Annotated in this window: 18 protein-coding genes; 10 read left to right on the forward strand and 8 right to left on the reverse strand. The window is 32.3% G+C overall.

Annotated features, from left to right (window positions below; genetic code table 11):
• Window positions 1-35: 35 nt before the first annotated feature.
• The 3 genes from L1276_RS00915 to L1276_RS00925 are packed head-to-tail and all read right to left on the reverse strand — an operon-like array spanning window position 36 to window position 3729.
• A complete protein-coding gene (locus tag L1276_RS00915) occupies window positions 36-1424 on the reverse strand; it encodes a bifunctional UDP-3-O-[3-hydroxymyristoyl] N-acetylglucosamine deacetylase/3-hydroxyacyl-ACP dehydratase (RefSeq protein WP_253784533.1) in 1389 nt (462 codons plus the stop codon).
• A complete protein-coding gene (gene lpxD / locus L1276_RS00920) occupies window positions 1417-2460 on the reverse strand; it encodes a UDP-3-O-(3-hydroxymyristoyl)glucosamine N-acyltransferase (RefSeq protein ID WP_253784536.1) in 1044 nt (347 codons plus the stop codon). The genes L1276_RS00915 and lpxD overlap by 8 nt, the downstream gene beginning before the upstream one ends.
• A gap of 39 nt (window positions 2461-2499) precedes the next feature.
• The gene (locus L1276_RS00925) at window positions 2500-3729 is read right to left on the reverse strand and encodes an HD domain-containing protein (protein ID WP_253784539.1); all 1230 of its coding nucleotides are present in this window, start codon (window positions 3727-3729) and stop codon (window positions 2500-2502) included.
• 221 nt (window positions 3730-3950) lie between these two features.
• Between L1276_RS00925 and L1276_RS00930 the strand changes: the two genes are divergently transcribed.
• The 5 genes from L1276_RS00930 (at window position 3951) to L1276_RS00950 (ending at window position 8570) form a co-directional block, all read left to right on the forward strand.
• A complete protein-coding gene (locus L1276_RS00930; protein WP_253784541.1) occupies window positions 3951-5504 on the forward strand; it encodes a bifunctional response regulator/alkaline phosphatase family protein in 1554 nt (517 codons plus the stop codon).
• Between the two features lie 113 nt (window positions 5505-5617).
• Window positions 5618-6025 (forward strand): tRNA (adenosine(37)-N6)-threonylcarbamoyltransferase complex ATPase subunit type 1 TsaE, encoded by a 408-nt coding sequence (tsaE, locus tag L1276_RS00935; protein WP_253784544.1) that lies wholly within the window; start codon window positions 5618-5620, stop codon window positions 6023-6025.
• A 4-nt stretch (window positions 6026-6029) separates the two neighbouring features.
• Window positions 6030-6800, forward strand: a complete 771-nt coding sequence (locus tag L1276_RS00940) for a DUF4262 domain-containing protein (RefSeq protein ID WP_253784546.1) — start codon at window positions 6030-6032, stop codon at window positions 6798-6800.
• A 159-nt stretch (window positions 6801-6959) separates the two neighbouring features.
• Complete coding sequence (locus tag L1276_RS00945) at window positions 6960-8159, forward strand: alanine dehydrogenase (protein WP_253784548.1); 1200 nt, start codon at window positions 6960-6962, stop codon at window positions 8157-8159.
• Window positions 8160-8195: 36 nt separating this feature from the next.
• The gene (locus L1276_RS00950; RefSeq protein WP_253784550.1) at window positions 8196-8570 is read left to right on the forward strand and encodes a DUF4258 domain-containing protein; all 375 of its coding nucleotides are present in this window, start codon (window positions 8196-8198) and stop codon (window positions 8568-8570) included.
• 233 nt (window positions 8571-8803) lie between these two features.
• On the opposite strand, the gene L1276_RS00955 is transcribed toward L1276_RS00950, so the two are convergent.
• Window positions 8804-9469 carry a uracil-DNA glycosylase gene (locus tag L1276_RS00955; RefSeq protein WP_253784552.1) on the reverse strand — a complete coding sequence of 222 codons (666 nt, stop codon included), beginning with the start codon at window positions 9467-9469 and terminating at the stop codon, window positions 8804-8806.
• Between the two features lie 135 nt (window positions 9470-9604).
• On the opposite strand from L1276_RS00955, the gene L1276_RS00960 reads away from it, so the two are divergent.
• Both L1276_RS00960 and L1276_RS00965 read left to right on the forward strand, forming a co-directional pair.
• Entirely contained in the window at window positions 9605-11770 is a 2166-nt protein-coding gene (locus L1276_RS00960) for a DNA mismatch repair protein MutS (protein WP_253784554.1), read from the forward strand.
• Between the two features lie 317 nt (window positions 11771-12087).
• Window positions 12088-12501 (forward strand): thiol-disulfide oxidoreductase DCC family protein, encoded by a 414-nt coding sequence (locus tag L1276_RS00965; RefSeq protein WP_253784556.1) that lies wholly within the window; start codon window positions 12088-12090, stop codon window positions 12499-12501.
• Window positions 12502-12662: 161 nt separating this feature from the next.
• On the opposite strand, the gene ettA is transcribed toward L1276_RS00965, so the two are convergent.
• The 3 genes from ettA to holA form a co-directional block, all read right to left on the reverse strand.
• Window positions 12663-14354, reverse strand: a complete 1692-nt coding sequence (gene ettA / locus L1276_RS00970) for an energy-dependent translational throttle protein EttA (RefSeq protein ID WP_113678734.1) — start codon at window positions 14352-14354, stop codon at window positions 12663-12665.
• Between the two features lie 50 nt (window positions 14355-14404).
• Window positions 14405-14587, reverse strand: a complete 183-nt coding sequence (locus L1276_RS00975; RefSeq protein ID WP_253784558.1) for a CAL67264 family membrane protein — start codon at window positions 14585-14587, stop codon at window positions 14405-14407.
• A gap of 67 nt (window positions 14588-14654) precedes the next feature.
• Window positions 14655-15659 (reverse strand): DNA polymerase III subunit delta, encoded by a 1005-nt coding sequence (gene holA / locus L1276_RS00980; protein WP_253784560.1) that lies wholly within the window; start codon window positions 15657-15659, stop codon window positions 14655-14657.
• A 96-nt stretch (window positions 15660-15755) separates the two neighbouring features.
• On the opposite strand from holA, the gene L1276_RS00985 reads away from it, so the two are divergent.
• Genes L1276_RS00985 through L1276_RS00995 form a run of 3 tightly spaced genes read left to right on the forward strand, consistent with a single transcriptional unit; the run spans window position 15756 to window position 18110 of the window.
• Complete coding sequence (locus L1276_RS00985) at window positions 15756-16208, forward strand: type I restriction enzyme HsdR N-terminal domain-containing protein (protein WP_253784562.1); 453 nt, start codon at window positions 15756-15758, stop codon at window positions 16206-16208.
• Between the two features lie 14 nt (window positions 16209-16222).
• Window positions 16223-17242, forward strand: coding sequence for a glycosyltransferase family 2 protein (locus L1276_RS00990; RefSeq protein WP_253784564.1), 1020 nt, complete (start codon window positions 16223-16225; stop codon window positions 17240-17242).
• 34 nt (window positions 17243-17276) lie between these two features.
• Window positions 17277-18110 carry an OmpA family protein gene (locus tag L1276_RS00995; RefSeq protein WP_253784566.1) on the forward strand — a complete coding sequence of 278 codons (834 nt, stop codon included), beginning with the start codon at window positions 17277-17279 and terminating at the stop codon, window positions 18108-18110.
• Window positions 18111-18297: 187 nt separating this feature from the next.
• Here the strand turns inward: L1276_RS00995 and L1276_RS01000 are convergent, their stop codons facing one another.
• Entirely contained in the window at window positions 18298-18918 is a 621-nt protein-coding gene (locus tag L1276_RS01000) for an L-threonylcarbamoyladenylate synthase (protein WP_253784567.1), read from the reverse strand.
• Between the last annotated feature and the right edge of the window lie 66 nt (window positions 18919-18984).

Below are 18984 nucleotides of genomic sequence, written 5' to 3' on the forward strand. Positions count from 1 at the left end.
GGCCACAAACCTAAACAATAAATTTGATTAATTTATTATTGTTTTCTTGCAATTTGTGCCATTAATTCTGCCTCAGTCACTAATTTTCCATTTGCATATGCATTTGCCTGCATGTGGCAGATTCCTCTTCTGATTGGAGAAATCAACTCGCATTTAAAAATTAAGGTATCACCCGGCAATACTTTGTGTTTAAATTTAACATTATCAATTTTCATGAAATATGTCAAATAATTTTCAGGATCCGGAACAGTGCTTAATACTAAAATCCCTCCTGTTTGTGCCATTGCTTCCACAATTAAAACTCCTGGCATCACTGGTGCTTCAGGAAAATGACCTACGAAGAAATTCTCGTTCATAGTAACATTTTTCAAACCAACAACATGACGATCAGACATTTCAATAATTCTGTCAATCAACAAAAATGGTGGTCTGTGAGGAAGCATTGCCATGATTTTGTGAATATCCATCAATGGCTCTTGGTTTAAATCATAAACAGGAACATGATTTCTCTGTTCTATTTTAATAATTTTTGCCAGTTTTTTAGCAAACTGAGTATTTACAAAATGCCCCGGTTTGTTAGCAATAATTTTTCCTTGAATACGAACTCCAATAAGAGATAAATCTCCAATAACATCAAGCAATTTATGTCTTGCTGCTTCGTTTGGATAATGTAAAGTAAGGTTGTCTAAAACTCCGTTTGGTTTAACAGAAATCTCATCTTTACCAAAAGCCTTCTTTAAATTTTCCATTGTAGACTCAGAGATTTCTTTATCTACATATACAATTGCATTATTTAAATCACCGCCTTTAATTAAGCCATGCTCTAATAATGACTCTAATTCATGCAAAAAGCTAAAAGTTCTTGAACTTGCAATTTCTTGTTTAAAATCAGAAAGGCTTTTAAGTGTAGCGTTTTGTGTACCTAAAACTTTTGTGCCAAAATCTACCATAGTAGTTACTTGATACTCGTCGCTTGGCATTACAAGGATTTCGCTTCCTGTAGCTTCATCAGTAAATGAAATAACTTCTTTTACTACATAAACATTACGGCTTGCGTCTTGTTCTTCTATTCCTGCTTTTTCAATTGCTTCAACAAAATATTTTGATGAACCATCCATAATAGGTAGTTCAGAGGCATTCAATTCAATAATAATATTATCCAAATCGCAACCAACTACTGCCGCTAAAACGTGTTCTGGAGTTTGTATTTTAACACCTAATTTTTCTAAATTAGTTCCTCTTTGCGTATTAACAACATAATTAGCGTCAGCCTCAATGACTGGCTGGCCTTGCAAATCTACTCTTACAAAAGTGAAACCATTATTGATTGGAGCCGGTTTAAAAGTCATAGTAACTTCTTTACCTGTATGCAGTCCAACTCCAGTTAGTGAAATTTCATTTTTGATGGTCTTCTGTTTAACCATTATTTCCATTTTTTGGGTTTATTATTTGTTTTTTTATTTCTTCAACTTCGGCAACTATCTTAGGAAGATTTTTGAAATGAACATACGATTTATTAAAATCAGTATATCCAAGTGATGGTGTTCCCTGCAGAATTTCATCATCTTTAATGTTTCTTGCAACCCCAGACTGAGCCTGAAGTCTCACATTATTTCCTATCGTTAAGTGGCCTGCGATACCAACCTGCCCGCCAATCATACAGTTTTCGCCAATTTTAGTAGAACCCGCAACACCGCTTTGTGCAGCAATTACCGTGTTTTTTCCAATTTCAACATTATGAGCGATCTGAATTTGATTGTCTAATTTAACACCTTGTCTAATAATCGTAGAACCAAGAGTTGCTCTGTCAATTGTTGTATTTGCGCCTATATCTACGTTATCTTCGATAATAACGTTGCCAATTTGCGGTACTTTACTATATACTCCTTCTTCATTTGATACAAAACCAAAACCATCTGCACCTATAATAGTACCCGAATGAATGGTGCAATTATTTCCAATTATAGTTTCTGAATAAATTTTTGCGCCGGCAAAAATAAACACATTATCGCCAATAACAACATTATCGCCAATAAAACTGTTTGGATAAATTTTTACATTATTTCCTAAAACCACATTTTGACCTATATAGCTAAAACTCCCTAAATACAGATTTTCTCCGTGTTTAGTTCCTTCAGACATAAAAGACTGCGGTTCTACTCCATTTTTATTCAATTTTACCTGATTATAAAAATGCAATAGTTTAGAAAAAGAAGCATAAGCATCTTCAACCTTTATTAATGTAGTAGTGATTTCCTGTTCAGGTATAAAGCTGTCGTTAACAATTGTAACAGTTGCTTTTGTAGTATATATATAGTTGATATATTTTGGGTTAGCCAAAAAAGTAAGAGATCCTTCCTCTCCTTCTTCTATCTTAGAAAGTCGAGAAACTTCGGCATTGGGATTCCCAACAACTTCTCCTTCTAAAATTCCTGCTATTTGTTCTGCTGTAAATTTCATCGCGACAAAAATATAAAAAATAGATTTTAAATGTTAATTTTAGATAAGTTGTTTTGGAAAACAGATATAATATTTTGTCACCAATTTAGATAACGATTTCAAATTCAACTGGTCAGAAGCTTCAACAACATCCTCAATTGTTTTATCTTTTTTCAAAATTCGTATCGGTTCAGCTTCTTTACTGTATGCCTGATTCTTAATTTTACCTCTAAAAATAAAATATCCAGCATCTACAGCCGAAATATGATGTGCTTCTGCAAATTCTTCTTTCAAAGACTGAGACTCTTCCATCGGGATTTTCTCTGCACTAAGCTTAATCTTTAATAAATCTCTGTTAATGATCATTTTACTTAAAGTAGAAAGTATAAAATCATTATTCTTCTGCCAGGCTTTTAAGGCACTTATGATATCAAAATCGTCCAGTTGAGAGAATAGATCCAGTTTTTCGGCATCAAAATCTTCCAGCGTAATTTTGTTTTGCATAAAATACAAAAGCGGTTCACTACAAGGTAACTTAACCCCTTTAAGAGTCAGCTCTTTAGCACGCTTAAGAACTTTCATCAAAATTAATTCGGCTACTAAACTTGTTTTATGCAAATAAGCCTGCCAGTACATTAATCTTCTTGACAGCAGGAATTTCTCGACAGAATAAATTCCCTTTTCTTCTATAACTAAAACGTCATTTTCAACATTCATCATCTGAATTAAACGTTCAGAATTTACATTTCCTTCTGCAACTCCCGTATAAAAACTATCTCGTTTTAAGTAATCCATTCTATCCATATCTAATTGACTTGAAATCAATTGCAACATGAATTTCCTGTGATATTCGCCTTTAAAAACCTGAATAGCCAATGTAAGCTTTCCATCAAACTCCTCATTCAGCCTGTTCATAAATAACAACGAAATAGCTTCATGATTTACATCTTCTACAATACTTTTTTCCATAGCATGAGAAAATGGCCCATGACCAATATCATGCAGTAAAATAGCGATTAATAAAGCACATTCTTCATCATTGGAAATGGCTACACCCTTAAAGCGGAGTGTTTCAATAGCTTTTTGCATTAAATGCATACAGCCCAGAGCATGATGAAAGCGCGTATGATTAGCACCCGGATAAACTAAATACGATAATCCCATTTGCGAAATACGTCGCAAACGCTGAAAATAGGGATGCTGAATAAGGTCGTAGATAAGTTCGTTCGGGATGGATATAAACCCATAAATTGGGTCATTAAATATTTTTAACTTATTAATATGAGTCACTAGTTGGTTATTTTTTGGTCAACAAATATAAGTAAATAAGTAGAAACCCATTTCAGTTTTTAACTTAAAAAGTTGATATTTACTATCAGTAATTTCTTAAACATTAAAAAGAGTAAAAAAATTGTACAAAATAAATTTCATTTCATCATTCCTAATTTTATACTATTTTTAATACTTTTTAAGTTCTATACTTTTAAATTGCATTAAAATTAAAATTGTTTATGGATAAGATAAAGATACTTTGGGTCGATGATGAAATCGATCTTTTAAAGCCGCATATATTATTTCTCGAAAAAAAGAATTACGAAGTTACAACCAGTAATAATGGACTGGACGCTATTTCTTTATTTGAAGAAGAAAATTTTGATATTGTTTTTTTGGATGAAAATATGCCCGGAATGAGCGGTTTAGAAACCCTTTCAGAAATGAAAGAAAAAAAATCGGCCATCCCGATGATCATGATTACCAAAAGTGAGGAAGAATATATAATGGAAGAAGCGATTGGCTCTAAAATCGCTGATTATTTGATTAAACCAGTAAATCCGAATCAGATTTTATTGAGTTTGAAGAAAAACCTTGAAGATTCAAGATTAATTACTGAAAAAACAACTTTAGATTATCAAAAAGAATTCCGCAAAATTTCGATGGAATTAGCAATGGTTAATTCCTATGAAGACTGGGTTGAATTGTACAAAAAACTGCTTTTTTGGGAATTAAAACTAGAAGATATTAATGATCAGGCGATGATCGAAATTCTTGAATCTCAAAAAGTTGAAGCCAATTCTCAGTTTGGGAAATATATTGAAAGAAATTACGAAGACTGGTTTGCACCAAAAGCAGACAAACCAATTCAATCTCACAATTTATTTAAAGAATTAGTAGTACCTGAAATCAAAAAGAAAGACAAACCCATTTTATTTGTTGTAATTGATAATCTTCGATATGATCAATGGAAATCTTTTGAAACTGTAATTTCTAACTACTATAAATTAGAAAAAGAAGTTCCGTATTTCTCTATTCTTCCAACTGCAACACAATATGCCAGAAATGCAATTTTTTCTGGTTTAATGCCTGTAGACATGGAAAAACAATTTCCGCAATATTGGAAAAATGACGTTGAAGACGGCGGAAAAAACCTTTATGAAGCTGAGTTTCTTTCGGCACAAATAAAACGTTTAGGATTAAATATTAAGGAAGACTATTTTAAAATTACTAATTATGCCGGAGGAAAAAAACTGGCAGAAAACTTCAAAGCCTTAAAAGGAAATGATTTAGTAACGGTTGTTTACAATTTCGTTGATATGCTTTCGCATGCTAAAACCGAAATGGAAGTAGTAAAAGAATTAGCTTCTGATGATAAAGCCTATAGATCCTTAACATTAAGCTGGTTCAAAAATTCTCCATTGTTAGATATTATTCAACAGGCACAGCTTTTAGGATTCAAATTGATTTTAACCACAGACCACGGAACAATTAATGTAAAAAACCCATCAAAAGTTGTGGGAGATAAAAATACAAGTTTAAATTTGCGTTATAAAACGGGCCGTAGTTTAACCTACGAACAAAAAGACGTTTATGTAGTAAAAGAACCTAAAACAATTGGTTTGCCTGCTATAAACATGAGTAGTTCGTTTATTTTTGCCAAAAATGATTTTTTTCTCGCTTATGTAAACAACTATAATCATTATGTAAGTTATTATAAAAACACCTATCAGCATGGCGGAATTTCGTTAGAAGAAATGATTATTCCGTTTTTGGTATTTAATCCGAAATAAAAATATATCGCCGCGAATTTCACGAATTGACACTAATTTTCATTGAAATTGAAAAGAAAAACAACTGTTAATTTGTGAAAATTTGTGAAATTCGCGGCAAAAAAATCATAAAAATGACTATCGTTTTTTCATTAGATCAAATTCAGGCAGCTGCCCAGCAGATTTTAGATTCAAATCCTAAAAAAATAATTCTTTTTAATGGAGAAATGGGCGTTGGAAAAACTACCTTAATTAAGCAGTTATGCAAAAGTTTAGGAGTTGAGGACGCCACAAGCAGTCCAACCTTTTCTTTGGTAAATGAATATTATACTTCCAATAATCAAACCGTTTATCATTTTGATTTTTACAGATTAAATAAAGAAACCGAAGCACTCGATATGGGGATTGATGATTATTTATATTCTGGAAACTGGTGTTTTATAGAATGGTCTGAAAAAATTGCAAATTTACTTCCAGAAGAAACTTCAACCATTACAATTGAATTATTGGCAGATGGAAAAAGAGAATTGAAGTTAAACTGATACTATGACCTCAGATAAAAATCATAATTGTATTGATACTGATAAATTAATCAGGGATATCAAAATTAATATTGAAAAATATGGTCTTCAGGTTATACTAATAGAAGCAACAGATTACTTGCCTTCATTTGCATATAGCATTGGGCTTTGGGAAAAATACAATCATCCAGAAATTATTTGTTTTGGATTTTCAACCTCTCTGCTGCATACACTTATAAATAATGCTGCCGAGATAATTAAAAACAATGAAACAATCGTTGAAGCAAAAAACTATTCAGACATTTTTGAAAATAGCAGAGCCGAATTTTTAAAAGTTCATCCCAATAATATTTCAGACTATTTTGGCACAGCAATTAATTTCTACAAAAGAGCGGATTTTCCGGCACTTCAATTAGTTTGGACAGACAGAAATAATAAATTCCCTTGGGAAGAAAATTTCGAGGAAGAATTTCTTTACAGACAACCACTATTAGATAGAAATAGTGAGTTCAAATTTCGAGAACCTAAAAATCTCACCACTTTTACGACCAGGCAATGGCTTAGTGAAGGAAAGCCAATCATAAGGGTTATCCACGATGAAGATGGTGACTGGCAGTTTTTGACAGATGATGAAATAACAACTGAAAATGTTATAATTGTTGCCTTAGAACAATTAATAATCAAAGATAAAACGCTCAACGAATTGTTTGATCTTGAATATGGAGAAGAAGCAGAAAGAGAATATGTTGGTGATGAATGGGTTAGAAATAAATCAGAATACGATGATGATGAATAGTAAACAACGTAACGTATTTTTATCATTTCAAAAGTTTTAAGAAAACATAAAAAATTGGTACAAAAAATATCTTAACATTGAACCTTACTATTAGCAGAATTTTTGCACTAATTTTAAAACTTTTTACGTAATTTGTACCCTTAATTTTTTGCATTATCCATGTCAATTACCTTAACTCCATTTACAAAACAACAATTGATTCCGCAAGAAGAAAAACTTGAGGTTGGTCGTTTTAAAAGAGAACTTTTTATAGGAATCCCTAAAGAAACAAGCTATCAGGAACGTCGCATTTGTTTAACTCCCGATGCTGTCAATTCTTTGACCTATGAGGGGCATCGCGTAATGATCGAATCCGGAGCCGGAGAAAGTTCGAGCTATACAGATAAGGAATATGCAGATGCCGGTGCAGAAATTACAAAAGACACTAAAAGAGTTTTTGGCTGTCCGTTTTTATTAAAAGTAGAACCGCCGACATTGGCCGAAATTGAAATGATAAATCCCGAAACGGTAATTATCTCGGCTATTCAGTTAAAAACTAAAAAGAAAGAATACTTCGAAGCTTTAGCCCAAAAAAAGATTACCGCTTTGGCTTTTGAATATATTAAAGATGAAGATGGTTCTTACCCTGCCGTAAAATCTTTAAGCGAAATTGCCGGAACTGCGTCAATTCTTATTGCAGCCGAATTAATGATTACAAATGAATTTGGAAAAGGACTTTTATTCGGGAATATTACCGGAGTCCCTCCTACCGAAGTTGTAATTCTTGGAGCAGGAACAGTAGGAGAATTTGCAGCAAAAACCGCAATTGGATTAGGTGCAAACGTAAAAGTTTTTGATAACTCGATTACTAAATTACGTCGCTTACAAAATAATCTAAGCCAAAGAATTTTTACTTCTACCATTCAGCAAAAAGCATTGTTAAAAGCTCTAAGACGGTGTGATGTGGCAATTGGCGCTATGCGAGGAAAAGAGCGCTGCCCAATTGTTGTCAGCGAAACCATGGTTGAACACATGAAAAAAGGCGCTGTAATTGTTGATGTAAGTATCGATACAGGCGGTTGTTTCGAAAGCTCGGAAGTAACAACTCATGAAAAACCGACTTTCATAAAAAACAATGTTTTACACTACTGTGTACCTAATATCCCTTCAAGATACTCCAAAACTGCTTCATTATCAATCAGTAACATCTTGACTCCTTATCTTCATCAGATAGCCGAAGATGGTGGCATTGAAAGTGCAATAAGATGCAACAAAGGCCTAAAAAACGGAATTTATTTATATCATGGAATTCTAACAAACAAAGCTATTGGCGACTGGTTCGACCTGCCAGACAACGATATTAATTTACTTGTATTTTAAAGGAACTTTAATGTACCTTTGCAAAAATTTTATTTCATGAAGTTCGTACACCGTTTTGCCTATTATTTGATTGGATTAGTTATGGGATGCTTTTTTGTAGCCCTTGTATTTAGCGGTAAAGACACTCGCTGTAACTATTTTCCAAATGCCCGAGTTTTAAATAATCTAAGAACTAAACCTTTTCAATATTCAGATAAAGCAATTCAGACTTTAAATGAAAAATGGATTGATACTGCTGATATTAAAAGTACTTTAACGTATGGTGATGTTGACTTTGACAAAAGCAATGTTTCTTTTAATAAAGGAAAACTATACATCATTGAAGGAAAAACAGCTAAAAATCAAGAAATTATTCTAAAAGTCGTAAACTACGAAAAGAAAGCTGTTTTAGAAGAAATTATTAAAAAGTAAAACTTTTCATTACATCAATTTATTATTTCGAGAAACAAAAACCGCAAGTAATTGCGCTTAGAATTTCTTAAAATTTTGATTTACTTTTTTTATCATAACAAACCCGACAGGTTTTAGAAACCTGTCGGGTTTAATTTGAATTTCAATTTTTATAAGTTTACTGTAAAATTTAATTTTACCTGTACATCCTTCCTTGCTTCCTTACCTGGAAAATAACAGATAAACTAATAATTTTACCACTCAATTGCCTGAAGTCCTTTTGATTTAAGAAAAGCATTTGTCTGACTGAAATGTTTATTTCCAAACCAAAAGCCTCTATTGGCACTTAAAGGAGAAGGGTGACCTGATTTTAAAATATGATGTTTTGAAGCATCAATCAAAGCGGCTTTCTTTTGAGCAAAACCGCCCCAAAGTAAAAACACAACATTTTCCGATTCGGCAGAAATTTGTTTAATGACCGCATCAGTAAATTTTTCCCAGCCTTTTCCCTGATGGCTTCCAGCTTCAGCTTGGCGAACTGTTAAAGTAGCATTTAAAAGAAATACACCCTGATCAGCCCAACGCTCAAGATTTCCTGTTTTTGGCATTGGTTTTCCTAAATCAGTTTCGATTTCTTTAAAAATATTATGAAGAGACGGTGGAAATGGGATACCATCATTTACAGAAAAGCATAACCCATTTGCCTGATTAGGTCCATGATAAGGATCCTGACCAATGATAACCACTTTTACCTGATCAAAATGACAATGATCAAAAGCCGAAAAAATCTGACTGCCTTTTGGATAACAAACTTTAGCAGTATATTCAGATTTTACAAAATCAATTAATTCATTGAAATAGGGCTTTTCAAATTCTTCATTTAAAACTGGTTTCCAGGAAGAATGCATTTTTACGTCCATAACTTTTTTATTTGCGAATTTCAGGAATTTTTAAGTAAAATCATACTTTAACAAACAATAAAATAACACTAAAACTTTACAGTATACAATACTACAATTTTCGTATTTTTGCCTGTACTTTCTTAAAGAAAATAAATGATTAGTATTACCGAAAAAACATTACAAGATTTACAATTTCCAACCGTACTTGAAACCATTTCAGATGGATGTAACACCGATATTGGAAAAGAAAAAGCTTTACAAATAAAACCCTTTAGAGAAAAAGAAGAATTAATGTCGGCTTTAATGCAGACATCTGAATATGTGTCGTCTTTTCAAAACAATAACGCAATTCCAAATCATGGATTTGATGCCATTTCGCATGAAATTAAATTTCTTGCCATCGAAGACAGTTTTCTTGAAGTGGGAAGTTTTAGAAAAATTGCAACACTTTCTTCTACAACAAATGTTCTTCTGACTTTTCTTAAAAAATTTGATGATTATTATCCAAATCTAAATGCAAGAGCTTCACGTGTAGAATACACAAAAGACATTGTTTCTTTTATTGATTCCATTGTAGATAAATACGGAGAAATTAAAGACAATGCCTCGCCTGCTCTTTTGAGTATTCGCCAAAATATGAATTTGGTTCGCGGAAAAGTAAACCAAAGCTTTGGTGTTGCACTTACACAATATAATGGACTTGGTTATCTAGATGACATTAAAGAAAGCTTCGTTCAAAACCGACGCGTTTTAGCAGTTTTAGCTATGTATCGTCGAAAAGTAAAAGGTTCAATTTTAGGAAGTTCTAAAACCGGAAGCATTGCTTACATCGAACCTGAAGCTACTTTAAAATATTCCAGAGAACTAGCGAATCTTGAGTATGAAGAGAAAGAAGAAATCACAAGAATCTTAAAACAATTATCAAATGCAATCCGACCATTTTTGCCTTTGTTAATTGAATATCAAGATTTTCTAAGCGATATTGATGTGGTGGCCGGTAAAGCAAAATATGCAAACCGAATCAACGGAATCTTACCCACCATTACAGAAGAAAGGAGATTATTTTTTAGAGAAGCCTATCATCCAATTTTGTATTTGAACAACAAACAAAAAAAAGAAGTTACTTATCCGCAGACAATTGAATTAAAACAAGATAACCGAATTATTGTTATTTCCGGACCTAATGCTGGAGGAAAAACTATTTCATTAAAAACGGTTGGTTTATTACAATTGATGCTGCAATCGGGAATGCTGATTCCAGTTCATGAACGAAGTGAAACTTTCTTGTTTGACAGAATTCTAACAGACATTGGCGACAATCAATCTATTGAAAATCATTTAAGTACATATAGTTATAGATTAAAAAACATGAATTATTTCTTGAAAAAATGCAACAAGAAAACCATGTTTTTAATTGATGAATTCGGTACCGGTTCTGATCCTGAACTAGGAGGAGCTTTGGCGGAAATTTTTCTGGAAGAGTTCTATCACAGGGAAGCATTTGGAATTATTACAACACATTATTCAAACTTAAAAATTCTGGCCAACGAATTACCCTTTGCAACAAATGCCAATATGATGTTTGATGAAAAGTCTTTAGAACCAATGTACAAATTGGCTCTTGGACAAGCAGGAAGTTCGTTTACATTTGAGGTTGCTCAAAAAAACGGTATTCCGTTTGGATTAATTAATCGCGCCAAAAAGAAAATCGAAGTCGGAAAAGTTCGTTTCGATAAAACTATTGCAACGCTTCAAAAAGAAAGATCGAAACTGGAAAAAACTTCTCTAAATTTAAAAGAAGAAGAAACCCGCGCTCGTGAGGAAAGTAAAAAGATGGAAAACATCAATACAAGAATCCAGCAAAAGTTAGAAAGCTATCAGGAATTATATGACAGCAACCAGAAGATTATATATATAGGTCAAAAAATTGATGATATTGCGGAGAAATATTTCAATAACAAAAACAAAAAAGAGCTTATTGGTGAATTTTTGAAAATTGTTGAAATCGAAAATTCAAAACGTAAAAAAGCTACTCCAAAAGAAGTGAAGGCAAAAGTTGAAAAACAAAAAGAAGTTATTGCCGAAGTACAAGTAAAAGTGGAAGAAATTCGTCAAGAGAAAAAAGAGAAGAAACTTAAACCGGTTATAGAAAAACCAAAACCAATTTTAAAAGTTGGTGACAGAGTTAGAATGCTCGACGGAAGATCTGTTGGAAGTATTGACTCAATCGAAAAAAATAAGGCAACTGTTAATTACGGAATTTTTACTTCGAAAGTGAGTTTAGATGAACTTGAATTAGTAGAAGCTGTTAAGAAGTAGTTTTTTATTTTTAGTAACTCTCGCAGTTTTTCAGTCGTAAAAAGCATAAAAAATGAGGCTAAATTAAAATAACGCGATTTAAGACGCGATTTCAAAAAAGACAATTACGAAGATTAAAAAAATCCAAAAATGGCTTAAAAACAATTTATAAAAGCTGTTTTTGATTTATAAAATTTATTTATTTTTATTTTTCGATAAATTATAATGATAGCTATTTATGCTCATTTTTGTTATTCTTCAGGACGATAAATGACAAACTAAATATAACTTTGTCAGAGTTCAAAACTTTGACAAAGTTTTCACTATAAACAATAGAAATGCGAGATTTACCAAAGCAAAAAAAAATAATCCTATTTGATGGTGTCTGCAATCTCTGCAACGGATCGGTTCAGTTTATAATCAAACACGACAAAAAAGACGTATTTCGTTATGTAGCTTTACAGTCAGATTTAGGAAAAGAAATTTGTATTTATATAGGTGTTGATCAAACAAAAATTGACAGTATTATTTTGTATAATCCAGGAGTTGCCTATTATTATAAATCTTCTGCAGTTATAGAAATTGCTGATGATTTGGGTGGAATTTACAGTCTGCTTTCTTTTTTTAAAATTTTCCCGGAAAAACTTCGAAATTATATTTACGACTATATCGCCAAAAATCGCTACAAATGGTACGGTAAAAAAGAAAGCTGTATGATTCCTACTCCGGAATTGAAAGCTAAGTTTCTTTAAAAATTGCCAACTGATTTTACTGATCAAACGAATTTACACAAGTTTTTATTCTCATTTTTGTCATTTCGATATAAAAGAAATGACAAAAACAAAAACCCAAATTTCGAATCTATTACAATTTGAAATTTGGGTTTTTAAAAATTTAAAAATTATGCAGATTATTATCTTATTAACTTTCTGTATTTCAAACGTTTCGGAGTTAAATCACCACCAAGACGTTTCTTTTTGTTTTCTTCATAATCAGAGAAACTTCCTTCGAAGAAATATACTTCAGAGTCACCTTCAAAAGCTAAGATATGAGTACAAATTCTATCTAAGAACCATCTGTCGTGCGAAATAATTACAGCACAACCAGCAAAATTCTCTAAACCTTCTTCAAGTGCACGAAGTGTGTTTACATCTAAGTCATTCGTTGGCTCATCCAGTAAAAGTACATTTCCTTCTTCTTTCAATGTCATTGCCAAGTGTAAACGGTTACGTTCTCCACCAGAAAGCATTGATACTTTTTTGTTTTGTTCACCTCCGCCAAAATTGAAACGAGATAAGTAAGCTCTTGAATTAACTTGCTTTCCGCCCATCATAACTAATTCCTGGCCGTCGGCAAAGTTTTCCCAGATAGATTTATTTGGATCAATGTTAGAGTGTGACTGATCTACATACGCTATTTTCACAGTTTCTCCAACCGAAAATTCTCCGCTGTCAGTAGCTTGTTCTCCCATAATCATTTTGAAAATAGTAGATTTACCAGCACCGTTTGGCCCAATAATTCCAACAATACCTGCTTGTGGCAAAGTAAAATTCAAATTATCATATAATAATTTATCACCAAAAGCTTTGGCTACATTTTTTGCTTCAATAACATTTGTACCTAAACGCGGACCATTCGGAATATAGATTTCCAAGTTTTCGTCCAATTGTTTTTGGTCCTCATTTAATAATTTATCGTAATTCTGTAAACGTGCTTTTTGTTTAGTCTGACGTCCTTTTGCACCTTGACGAACCCATTCTAGCTCACGCTCTAAAGTTTTTCTACGTTTAGAAGCCACTTTTTCTTCCTGAGCCATACGGTTCGATTTTTGGTCTAACCAAGACGAATAGTTCCCTTTCCACGGAATACCTTCTCCTCTATCTAATTCAAGAATCCAACCCGCCACATTATCAAGGAAATATCTATCGTGCGTTACAGCAATTACAGTTCCGGCATATTGTGCTAAGTGCTGCTCTAACCAAAGTACAGATTCAGCATCAAGGTGGTTGGTAGGCTCATCCAGAAGCAACACATCTGGCTGCTGCAATAACAAACGACATAAAGCTACACGACGACGCTCACCTCCAGAAAGGTTTTTAATTGGCGTATCACCTTCTGGTGTACGCAAAGCATCCATTGCAATTTCTAATTTTGTATCGATTTCCCAAGCACCAAGAGCATCAATTTTATCTTGTAAAGCTGCCTGACGATCCATCAATTTATCCATTTTATCAGGATCTGAGTAGTTCTCTTCAAGACCAAATAAATCATTAATTTGGTTGTATTCTTCCAGAACAGCCATAGTTTCTGCAGCTCCTTCACGAACAATTTCGATAACTGTTTTAGAATCATCAAGAATTGGTTCCTGCTCTAAATAACCAACAGTATACCCTGGTTGAAAAACAACATCTCCCTGATAATTTTTATCAACTCCTGCAATAATTTTTAAAAGTGAAGATTTTCCAGAACCATTAAGACCTAAAATACCAATTTTAGCTCCATAAAAGAAACTTAAATAAATGTTTTTAAGTACCGGTTTGTCTGCACCCTGATAGGTTTTACTCAATTTTTGCATTGAGAAAATTACTTTCTTATCGTCTGACATTTTTATTTTTTATTTTAAATTATTTATTTTTATTAAATTTTGATATTGTTCTAAACTCTACCTTTTAACGCATTAAAAACCCAGGCATTAGCAAAAAAGCCTACACCTGTTGCAGCAAATCCCCAGCCCGAAACATCTCTGTATCTAAAAGCGCCAAGACCTATAAGCAACAATCCCATAAGTACCATTATAAAAGTAGCCCATCCTAAAACGGTATTTTTATTCATTCCCATAATTGTGTAATTATTATTTTTAAGTAGTAAAATTTTCAGAAAGGCAAATATCGTGAATTTTCACGGCTTAATTAAATATTTTGTACAGCATTTCTTTTAGTAAATCTGATTGCGGTAAAGCATTAGCTCCTACACCTTTACTTTTCACATCAATATCACGCAGCGTCCCAACAATCTGACTCACTTTTCGCATCGGGTAATTTTTAACAGCCAAATCGTATTCTTTTAAAAAATAAGGATTTACGCCAATCGCTGCGGCTACGTTTTTCGGGTTTTTATCTTTTAGTCCGTGGTATTTTAAAAGCTGTATAAAAAAACCAAAAACCAGTCCTGTAGTCATTACCAGAGGATATTCTTTCGGATTGTGAGCAAAGTTTTCAGCGATTTTATAGGCCTTAAGCTGATTGCGTTCTCCAATCGCTTTACGAAGTTCAAATACATTATAATCTTTACTAAAACCAATGTTTTCTTCAATATGCTGCGGCGTAATCATGGTTCCCTTAGGCAGAATAATTTGAAGTTTTTCTAACTCATTATTAATTTTACTCAAATCTGTTCCAAGAAATTCTACAAGCATAGCATTTGCTTTTGGATCTATCGTATATTTCTTTCCCGCCAAAACACGTTTTATCCAGTCTCCAACTTGATTTTCGTATAGCTTTTTACTTTCGTAAACCACTCCTTTTTGCGCTAAAAGTTTCGTTACTTTTTTACGCTTATCGAGGGTTTTATATTTATAACAAAAAACCAATACAGTGGTTTGCATAGGATTATTTACATAAGATTCAATTTTATCAATTGTTCTGGATAAATCTTGTGCTTCTTTTACAATAACAACCTGACGGTCAGACATCATAGGATAGCGCTTGGCCGTTGACACTATATCTTCAACAGAAACATCTCTTCCATAAAGTACCGTTTGATTAAATCCCTTTTCTTCTTCCGCCAGCACATTTTGCTCTATGTATTCAGATAACTTATCTATATAATAAGGTTCTTCGCCCATTAAAAAATAGATAGGCATTATATTTCCTGCCTTGATATCGTTAACAATCTTTACAACTTCGTCCATTCAAATATTTTTGTTTCAAGTTTAAAGTTTCAGGTTATCGTTCCAAAACTTGAAACTTTAAACCTGAAACCTGAAACTATTTTATATTTTTGCTTTATGTTAAAACTTAATTTCCCTACTTATACTTTCCGATTCAAAAATAGCGAAAATAAAGTGTCTATTTTTGATGAAATCAGGAAAAAATTTATCATTCTTACTCCAGAAGAATGGGTTCGCCAACATGTTGTTCATTATTTAATTAATGAAAAAAAATACCCAAAATCACTTATCAATGTAGAGAAGGTTTTAACGGTCAACGGATTACGAAAAAGATATGATGTAGTGGTTTTTAATTCTGATGGTTCTATACATATATTAGTAGAATGTAAAGCTCCAGAAGTTAAAATATCACAGGCAACTTTTGATCAAATTGCCCGTTATAATATGACAATGCAGGCACGGTTTTTGAATGTTACAAATGGGCTGAGCCATTTTTATTGTCAAATGGACTTTGAAAATGAAAAATATCAGTTTTTGCAAAGTCTGCCCGATTATACTATTATTAAATAAATTAAAGAATACTTTTGGATAAAATAGCAGTTGTCATTTTAAATTGGAACGGAGTAAAATTGTTAGAGCAATTTTTACCATCTGTTTTGCAATATTCAGAAGAAGCTTCAATTTATGTTGCCGATAATGCATCAACAGATGCTTCTGTAAATTTTGTTAAAGAAAATTATCCATCGGTAAAAATCATTCAAAATACCGGAAATTACGGTTTTGCAAAAGGTTATAATGATGCACTTCAAAATATTGAAGCAGAGATTTATGCCTTAGTCAATTCTGATATTGAAGTTACTGAAAACTGGTTAAAACCCATTATCGAAACTTTTGATAAAGAGAAACAAACCGCAATTATTCAGCCTAAAATTCTTGATTTTAAGAACAAGGAATATTTTGAATACGCAGGAGCCGCAGGAGGTTTTATTGATAAATATGGTTTTCCTTATTGCAGAGGAAGAATTTTTGATACATTAGAAAAAGATAATGGTCAGTATAACGACAATTGTGAATTATTCTGGGCATCGGGTGCTTGTTTTTTTATTAGAAAAGAAGTTTATCATGATCTGAAAGGTTTCGACGAAACTTTTTTTGCACATCAGGAAGAAATTGATTTATGCTGGCGTGCGGCAAATGAAGGACATATTATAAAATACAATTCAGAGTCTGTTGTTTATCATGTTGGAGGAGCTACCTTACAGCAGGGAAATCCAAAAAAGACCTATTTAAATTTTAGAAATTCATTATTAATGCTTGTCAAAAATCTTCCAAAAAAGGGATTATTTTTTGTAATTTTCTTTAGAATGGTTTTAGATGGAATTGCAGGTATTCGTTTTCTTACGCAGGGTAAATTTCAGCATACTTTCGCAATCCTAAAAGCACATTTTTCATTTTATTGTATATCTTTAAAATATCTAAAGGAGCGAAAAGATTTTCAGATACAACAATACTATACTGTAAAAAGTATCGTTTTCTTGTATTATATAAAGAAAATACGGGTTTTTAAAGAAATCTTTAACACTAATCAAAATATTAAAAACTAAATTTGTAATCAACGTTTAATTAAATATAATACCTATGAGAAAAATAGTTATCGCACTATCAGTATTAATGGCCTTAACTTCGTGTGTATCGAAAAAGGAATATGCAGCATTAGAAGCTAAGCAAAAAGAGACACAAGATTTATTAAACTCTTGCACAGTTAAATTGAATACTTGTCTAGAAGAAAAAGCAGGATTAGCAGCAACAGCTGAAAGCTATAAACAACATAATAAAGACTTAATTAGCAGCTCTAAAGATTTAACAGTTTTAACGACAAAAGGTGCTGAAAACCTTGAGAAATCTTTAGAAAGCTTGAAAGAAAAAGATTTAAAAATCTCTAGACTTCAAGATGCACTTACTAAAAAAGACAGTGTAACTTTAGCATTAGTTACAAGCTTAAAAGGTGCTGTTGGAATCAACGATCCAGATATCGAAATCAATGTTGAAAAAGGAGTTGTATTTATCTCTATTGCTGATAAATTATTATTTAAAAGTGGAAGTTATGACGTAACTGATGCTGCAAAAGGTGTTCTTGCTAAAGTTGCAAAAGTAGTTAATGACAAACCTGATTTTGAATGTATGGTTGAAGGTCACACAGATAACGTACCATACAAAAGCAACGGAATTATCTTAGACAACTGGGATTTAAGTGTTAAACGTTCTACTTCTATCGTTCGTGTCTTAACTAATGACCTTGGGGTTAATCCAGCAAAATTAATTGCAGCAGGTAGAAGTTCTTACATACCTTTAGTTGCTAATGATACTCCTGAAAACAAAGCTCGTAACAGAAGAACTCGTATCGTTGTTATGCCGAAAATTGATCAATTCTACGATATGATCGAGAAAGAAATGAAAAAACAGGCTAAATAATTTGTAGTTACTACATAATATTATACAGAAAAAGCAGGTCAATTGACCTGCTTTTATGTATCCTTAATTTTTTTAATAACCAATTAAATATAAATCAAGAATAGCATTATTTTTATTAACTAACTAAATTTTAACTATACTAAAGTTAGTTATATTTTTTTATCTTTTATACGATTTCAGTATTTATTTACAAAATATCAATATCACCTTTACCTTCTCTAACAATTATTGGCTCATGTTCTGATAAGTCAATAATGGTAGAACCAACGTTATCTCCATAACCGCCATCGATTACCATGTCTACCAAATTCTGCCATTTTTCAAAAATCAATTCAGGATCTGTAGTATATTCAATCACATCATCTTCATCACGAATCGAAGTCGAAACTATTGGATTTCCTAATTGGCGCACAATTTCTAATGCAATGCTATTATCAGGAACACGAATACCAACTGTGGTTTTCTTTTTAAATTCTTTTGGGAGATTATTATTTCCAGGTAAAATAAAAGTATAAGGTCCCGGTAATGCTCTTTTTAATATCTTGAAAGTCGAAGTATCTATCTGACGTACATAATCTGATAAATTACTCAAATCATGACATATAAATGAGAAGTTTGCTTTCTCTAATTTTACCCCTTTTATTTTTGCTATTTTCTCTAAAGCTCTCGAATTGGTAATATCGCAGCCTAAACCGTAAACTGTATCGGTTGGATAAATTACCAAACCACCATTTTGAAGCACTTTTACAACTTTTGCAATTGCAGCCTCACTTGGTTTATCTGGATATATTTTTATGAATTCAGCCATAATTTTTTTTCAAGTTTCTGTTTGTTTCAAGTTTCAAGTTTGCGTTCCAATAACTTGAAACTTCAA

The sequence above is a fragment of the Flavobacterium sp. HSC-32F16 genome (assembly GCF_024171645.1).
Taxonomy (GTDB): Bacteria; Bacteroidota; Bacteroidia; order Flavobacteriales; family Flavobacteriaceae; genus Flavobacterium.

Coding starts and splice junctions, on each gene's coding strand:
- L1276_RS00915 (WP_253784533.1), bottom strand. CDS start 1,424: ATGGTTAAACAGAAGACCATCAAAAATGAAATTTCACTAACTGGAGTT.
- lpxD (WP_253784536.1), bottom strand. CDS start 2,460: ATGAAATTTACAGCAGAACAAATAGCAGGAATTTTAGAAGGAGAAGTT.
- L1276_RS00930 (WP_253784541.1), top strand. CDS start 3,951: ATGGATAAGATAAAGATACTTTGGGTCGATGATGAAATCGATCTTTTA.
- tsaE (WP_253784544.1), top strand. CDS start 5,618: ATGACTATCGTTTTTTCATTAGATCAAATTCAGGCAGCTGCCCAGCAG.
- L1276_RS00940 (WP_253784546.1), top strand. CDS start 6,030: ATGACCTCAGATAAAAATCATAATTGTATTGATACTGATAAATTAATC.
- L1276_RS00945 (WP_253784548.1), top strand. CDS start 6,960: ATGTCAATTACCTTAACTCCATTTACAAAACAACAATTGATTCCGCAA.
- L1276_RS00950 (WP_253784550.1), top strand. CDS start 8,196: ATGAAGTTCGTACACCGTTTTGCCTATTATTTGATTGGATTAGTTATG.
- L1276_RS00955 (WP_253784552.1), bottom strand. CDS start 9,469: ATGGACGTAAAAATGCATTCTTCCTGGAAACCAGTTTTAAATGAAGAA.
- L1276_RS00960 (WP_253784554.1), top strand. CDS start 9,605: ATGATTAGTATTACCGAAAAAACATTACAAGATTTACAATTTCCAACC.
- L1276_RS00965 (WP_253784556.1), top strand. CDS start 12,088: ATGCGAGATTTACCAAAGCAAAAAAAAATAATCCTATTTGATGGTGTC.
- ettA (WP_113678734.1), bottom strand. CDS start 14,354: ATGTCAGACGATAAGAAAGTAATTTTCTCAATGCAAAAATTGAGTAAA.
- L1276_RS00975 (WP_253784558.1), bottom strand. CDS start 14,587: ATGGGAATGAATAAAAATACCGTTTTAGGATGGGCTACTTTTATAATG.
- holA (WP_253784560.1), bottom strand. CDS start 15,659: ATGGACGAAGTTGTAAAGATTGTTAACGATATCAAGGCAGGAAATATA.
- L1276_RS00985 (WP_253784562.1), top strand. CDS start 15,756: ATGTTAAAACTTAATTTCCCTACTTATACTTTCCGATTCAAAAATAGC.
- L1276_RS00995 (WP_253784566.1), top strand. CDS start 17,277: ATGAGAAAAATAGTTATCGCACTATCAGTATTAATGGCCTTAACTTCG.
- L1276_RS01000 (WP_253784567.1), bottom strand. CDS start 18,918: ATGGCTGAATTCATAAAAATATATCCAGATAAACCAAGTGAGGCTGCA.